At 74.2% G+C, this 5,267-nt stretch carries 5 protein-coding genes; 3 read left to right on the top strand and 2 right to left on the bottom strand.

All coding sequences use genetic code 11. From position 1 onward, the window contains the following. The first annotated feature begins 141 nt into the window (after window positions 1-141). Entirely contained in the window at window positions 142-1,635 is a 1,494-nt protein-coding gene (locus ACQKIP_RS38785) for an MFS transporter (protein ID WP_427745224.1), read from the top strand. Here the strand turns inward: ACQKIP_RS38785 and ACQKIP_RS38780 are convergent. Beyond that, window positions 1,595-2,074: a GNAT family N-acetyltransferase gene (locus ACQKIP_RS38780; RefSeq protein ID WP_365859527.1), complete on the bottom strand. Its 480-nt coding sequence runs from the start codon at window positions 2,072-2,074 to the stop codon at window positions 1,595-1,597. The two genes, ACQKIP_RS38785 and ACQKIP_RS38780, sit on opposite strands and share 41 nt — an antisense overlap. Window positions 2,075-2,252: 178 nt before the next feature. On the opposite strand from ACQKIP_RS38780, the gene hemC reads away from it, so the two are divergent. Continuing rightward, the gene (gene hemC / locus ACQKIP_RS38775; RefSeq protein WP_365859529.1) at window positions 2,253-3,188 is read left to right on the top strand and encodes a hydroxymethylbilane synthase; all 936 of its coding nucleotides are present in this window, start codon (window positions 2,253-2,255) and stop codon (window positions 3,186-3,188) included. A gap of 30 nt (window positions 3,189-3,218) precedes the next feature. Here the strand turns inward: hemC and ACQKIP_RS38770 are convergent, their stop codons facing one another. Further along, window positions 3,219-3,977: a DeoR/GlpR family DNA-binding transcription regulator gene (locus tag ACQKIP_RS38770; RefSeq protein ID WP_427745223.1), complete on the bottom strand. Its 759-nt coding sequence runs from the start codon at window positions 3,975-3,977 to the stop codon at window positions 3,219-3,221. A 269-nt stretch (window positions 3,978-4,246) separates the two neighbouring features. Between ACQKIP_RS38770 and ACQKIP_RS38765 the strand changes: the two genes are divergently transcribed. Beyond that, window positions 4,247-5,065: an endo alpha-1,4 polygalactosaminidase gene (locus tag ACQKIP_RS38765; protein ID WP_365859531.1), complete on the top strand. Its 819-nt coding sequence runs from the start codon at window positions 4,247-4,249 to the stop codon at window positions 5,063-5,065. The last annotated feature ends 202 nt before the right edge of the window (window positions 5,066-5,267 follow it).

The raw sequence follows: 5,267 nt of genomic DNA, 5'->3' as shown, positions 1-5,267 counted from the left end.
CCGCCCCCGCGGCCGGGCGGCTCGCCCCTGGCGGGGCGCGCGCCGGGGGGGGGGGGGGGGGGGGGGGGGCCGCGGGGCCGCGCCGCGGGGCCCGAAGGCTCCGGGGGCGGTGCCGCGCTGGCCTCGGCGCGGGGCCGCTGGGTGCTGGCCTGTGCGGTGCTGGCCTCCGGCATGGCGATGCTGGACGGCACGGTGGTCAACGTCGCGCTGCCCACGCTGGGCCGCGAACTGGACGCCTCCATCGGCTCCCTGCAGTGGGTCGTCAACGCCTACATGCTCACCCTCTCGGCGCTGCTGCTGCTCGGCGGGGCGCTGGGCGACCGCATCGGGCGGCGGCGCACCCTGGTCATCGGCGTGGTGTGGTTCGCGGTCGCCTCCGCCCTGTGCGGGATCGCGCAGGACGCGGGGATGCTCATCGCGGCGCGGGCGTTGCAGGGCATCGGCGGTGCGCTGCTCACGCCGGGTTCGCTGGCCCTGGTGCGCACGTCCTTCCGCCCGCAGGACCAGGCGCGCGCGGTGGGCGCCTGGTCGGGCCTGGGCGGGGTCGCGGGCGCGATCGGCCCGTTCTTGGGCGGCTGGCTGATCGACGGGCCCGGCTGGCGGTGGATCTTTTTGATCAATGTGCCGCTGGCCGCGCTCGTGCTCTTCGCGGTGCGTCATGTGCCCGAGAGCCGCGCCGAGGGCGCCGCGGACCAGCCCTTCGACGTGACGGGGGCGTGCCTGGCCGCCCTGTGCCTGGCGGGCATCAGCTTCGCGCTGATCGGCGCCTCGGGCGAGGCCTCGAAGGCGGCGGCCCTGCTGCCGGGGCTGGGCGGGCTGGCGGCGGGCGTGGCGTTCGTCGTGGTCGAACACCGGCGCCGCAACCCGATGCTGCCGCTGTCCCTCTTTGGCTCGCGCCTGTTCAGCGCGGCCAACGCGATGACGCTGTGCCTGTACGCGGCCATCGGCGGGCTGCTGTTCATGCTGCCGGTGCAGTTGCAGACGACGCTGGGCTATGACGCGCTGCAGGCGGGCACGGCGTCGCTGCCCATCACGGTGCTGATGCTGCTGCTTTCGGCCGCCGCGGGCGATCTGTCGCGCCGGGTGGGGCCCACCCTGCCGCTGGTCGCGGGCCCGCTGGTCGCGGGCGCCGGTGCGCTGTTGATGCTGCGCATCGAGCCCGGCGCCTCCTACGTCACCGGGGTCCTGCCGGCGGTGGTGGTCCTGGGCCTGGGGATGAGCCTGTTCGTGGCGCCGCTGACGGCCACGGTCCTGGCCTCGGTCGACGCCGGGCGCGCGGGCCTGGCCAGCGGCGTCAACAACACCGCGGCGCGGGTGGCCCAGATGCTCGTCGTGGCCGCGCTGCCGCTGGCCGTGGGCCTGTCCGGGACGGCCTACGCCGATCCCGGCGCCCTGAACACGGCGTTCGGCAAGGCGGCGGCGGGCTGTGCGGGCCTGTTCGTCCTGGCGGCGCTCACCGCGGCGGTTTTCATCCGCCCGCAGCCGGCCGCCTGGCACCAGGAGGCGGGCAACACCCCGCGCTGCCGCTCCCATCTGGGCGTCGGCGCACCGCCGTTGGAGCCGGGCCAGGCCTGCGCGGGGGACAAGGGCCGCCTCAGGCCGTCGCCTCGGGTGCGTCGCGCACGAAAAGGGTGACCGAGACGCTCTCGGTGAAGCCGTTGCGCCGCATCAGCGCGGCCGATGCGGTGTTGCGCGACTCGACGTCGGTGACCACCGCGGCGGCCCCGGCGGCGGTCAGTGTCGCGCAGCAGGCCTGCACCAGATGGCTGGCGACCCCGCGCCCCTGATAGGCCGGGGCGCTGGCGATCCACTCCAGGTTGCCCCAGTCCGCACGGTGGTCGAAGCCCATCGAGCCGCAGACGAACCCGGCCAGCACGCCGCTGTCCAGCGCCACCCAGCAGGAGGAGCCCTCGGCGTCCATGTGCCCGGTGATCGCCGAGAGCGACCAGGACGTGTAGGGCTTGACCGCGGTGTCGTACAGCTCGCGGCCCAGGGCCAGGACATCGGCCAGATGGGCGGGAGCCATCCGTTCGAGAACGATCGGGGGCTGCTGGCGGGCGGCGGGCGCGGACACGGGACCTCCCAGGAGACGGGCGCCGGGACCTGCACAAACGCGGGCACGGGGGCCGGCTGCTCCTCACGCTATGAGCGCCCGGCGCGCGCCGCACCCCGGAACCGGCCGCCCCCGGGGCCCCGGGCGGACCGGGGAGCGCTTTAACAGACCTCTGCCGCGAGCGCCTATCGTGGTGCGCATGTCCGCTCCTGAGCTGATCCGCATCGTCTCCCGTTCCTCCCCCATGGCCCTGGCCCAGGTGGAGCGTGTCCGCGCCGAACTCGCCGCGCTGCACCCGGGGATCCGCACCGAGGTCGTCCCGGTGACGACCTCCGGCGACCGCTGGATGGGGGATTTGGCCAAGCTCGGCGGCAAGGGCGCGTTCACCAAGGAGGTCGACGCGGCGCTGCTTGCCGGCGAGGCGGACCTGGCGGTGCACTGCGTCAAGGACGTGCCCGCCGACCGGCCCCTTCCGGCGGGCACCACCTTCGCCGCGTTCCTCAAGCGCGACGACATCCGCGACGCGCTGATCCACCCGGGCGGGCTGACCCTGGACGAGCTGCCCGCGGGCACCCGCATCGGCACCTCCTCGGTGCGCCGCATCGCCCAACTCGCCGCCTCGCACCCGCAGCTGCAGTGCGTGCCGATGCGCGGCAACGCCGGGCGCCGGATGGAGAAGCTGGCCGCGGGCGACGCGGACGCGCTGCTGCTGGCCGTCTCGGGCCTGGAGCGCATCGACCGGATGGACGTGGTCACCGAGGTCCTGTCGGTGGAGGCGATGTGCCCGCCGATCGGCGCGGGGATCCTGGCGCTGCAGTGCCGCGAGGACGACAGTCGCACCATCGACGCCGTCTCGGGCCTGGGCGACCCGCAGGCCTGGCGGGAGGCCACCGCCGAGCGCATGTTCCTGCACGTGCTGCAGGGGCACTGCAACTCCCCCATCGCCGGGTACGCGCGCTGCGAGCCGGGCGGCGATCTCTCGCTGCGCGCCCGCGTGTTCACCCCGGACGGCAAGACGGTCCTCAACGCCCACGAGTGGGCCGGGCCGCTGGACCCGGCGACGCTGGGCACGTCCGTGGCGGTGACGCTGCTGCGCCAGGGCGCCCGCGAGCTGATCGACTCCATTGCGCACTGACGCACGGACACCGGCGGCCCGCAGGCGCACTCAGACGACGGTGACCTGCACGCCGACGGCGGCGATGGCATCGAGCTGCGCGCCGGGCGCGCCGGCGTCGGTGACCAGGGTGTGCACACCGGCGGTCGGGCAGATCCGGGCGAACGTCGCCCTGCCGATCTTGGTGTGGTCGGCGACCACGACGGTGCGGCTGCTGTGCCCCGCGAAGGCGCGGTCGGTGGCCGCCTCCAACTGGTCGTGCGTGGTGCACCCGTGGACGGCGCTGATGCCGTCCACGCCGAGGAACGCGATGTCCGTGTGGTGGTCGGCGAGGGTCTTCTCGGCGATGGGGCCCACCAGTTCGTAGCTCTGGCTGCGGGCGGTGCCGCCGACCACGATCAAGGTGACGGTCGGGCGCAGGACGAGGGCGGCCGCGATGTTCACGGCGTTGGTGACGATCGTGACGGGCCCGCGGTCGGCGAGCAGCCGGGCCACTTCCGTGGTGGTGCTGCCGCCGGTGAGCCCGACCACCGCGCCCTCGGGCACCAGATCGGCGGCGGCCTGCGCGATCGCCTGTTTCTGCGGGGAGCGCTGGTCGACGCGGTGCCGCAGCGGCACTTCGATGCTCAGCGCGCCCAGGACCGCGCCGCCGCGGGTGCGTGCGAGCAGCCGCTGCTCGCTCAGCTGCTGCAGGTCGCGGCGCACGGTGGCCTGCGAGACCCCCAGCAACCCGGCCAGCTGCGCGACGTCCGCGCTGCCCCGGGCGGCGACCTGCTCAAGTATCCGCGCCTGGCGGTCGCTTCTCAGCACGCAGCGAGCATAGACCGCACCGACCGCCATGAGCAGACTCCCGCACAATAGCTGCGCGTTTCTGCGCGAATACGCCAAGTGCTCCGCAGTCCGCGTCCCTTGACATGACTGAAGCTGCTCGCTTAACTCCCTGGCACGCCGGTGCGGAGCACTCGGCGCAGAGGTACGCCCAGCCGGTAGTTGGCCTCGGCCATGAGCCCGGACTAAGTCGCCAGGACCCTTCGCGTGTCCGAGGCGGGGACGTGCCCTCAGACCACCGGAGCTCTGAGATGAGCCTCAATCGTGTTCTGCGCACGGGCATCGCCGCGTCTGCGGCCCTGACGGCCACCGCGGTCGCCTGCCTGCTCGCGCCCTCCACCGCCGCCGCCGACGCGAGCGCCGTCGAGCTGCCCCCGGCGCACACCGGGTTCGACTACCAGATCGGCGGCGCGTACACGCCGCCCGCCGGAGTGAAGGTCGTCAGCCGCGACCGCACGGCCGCCCCCGCACCCGGCCTGTACAACATCTGCTACCTCAACGCCTTCCAGGCCCAGCCGGGAGCGGAGGGAGAGTGGGACGCGGACCTGCTGCTGCGGGACGAGAGCGGCGACGTCGTCTACGACGGCGACTGGGGCGAGGCCGTCCTGGACATCCGCACCGCCGACAAGCGGGAGCGCATCGCGGCCAAGGTCGGCGGCTGGATCGACGGCTGCGCCGACAAGGGCTTCGACGCCATCGAGCCGGACAACTACGACACCTTCACCCGCTTCCCCGACCTCCTGACGGCCTCGCAGGCCAAGTCCTTCGTCAAGCTGCTCTCCGCGCGCGCCCACCAGCAGGGCCTGGCCGCCGCGCAGAAGAACACCCCCCAGCTGGCCGGCGCACGCCAGGAGACCGGCCTGGACTTCGCCGTCGCCGAGGAGTGCGGCGCCTACGACGAGTGCGGCGAGTACACCGCCGCGTTCGGCGACGACGTCGTGGTCATCGAGTACTCCGCCGAAGGGCTGCGCACGGCCTGCGCGGGCTGGGGCGACCAGCTGAGCATCGTGCGCCGCGACCTGGACGTGTCGCCCGCGGGCAGCAGCGGATACCTGCGCCAAACCTGCTGATCCCCGGGCCGTTCCGGGCGCCCGCGCGACTGCTCGCCGCCGGCGCCCGGACACCGGCCCCGACGGCTCGACCTCCCCGCCGTGCGACCTCTGTGTCCCATGGCCCTCCCGCGCCGCGGGCGCACCACGATCCCCCTTGGAGGCAGTGATGGCAGCAGGACCCCGGGCACCGGGCGGATTCTCGCGGCGCAATGTCCTGCGC

This window comes from Streptomyces sp. NPDC059900, from assembly GCF_050270335.1.
Taxonomy (GTDB): domain Bacteria; phylum Actinomycetota; class Actinomycetes; order Streptomycetales; family Streptomycetaceae; genus Streptomyces.
The sequence above is the reverse complement of the archived record's forward strand: the minus strand, read 5'-3'. Positions and strand labels throughout refer to the sequence as shown.

Bases quoted from the DNA above. Each gene is read 5' to 3' on its own strand.
- hemC (WP_365859529.1), top strand. From the start codon at position 2,253: ATGTCCGCTCCTGAGCTGATCCGCATCGTCTCCCGTTCCTCCCCCATG.
- ACQKIP_RS38765 (WP_365859531.1), top strand. From the start codon at position 4,247: ATGAGCCTCAATCGTGTTCTGCGCACGGGCATCGCCGCGTCTGCGGCC.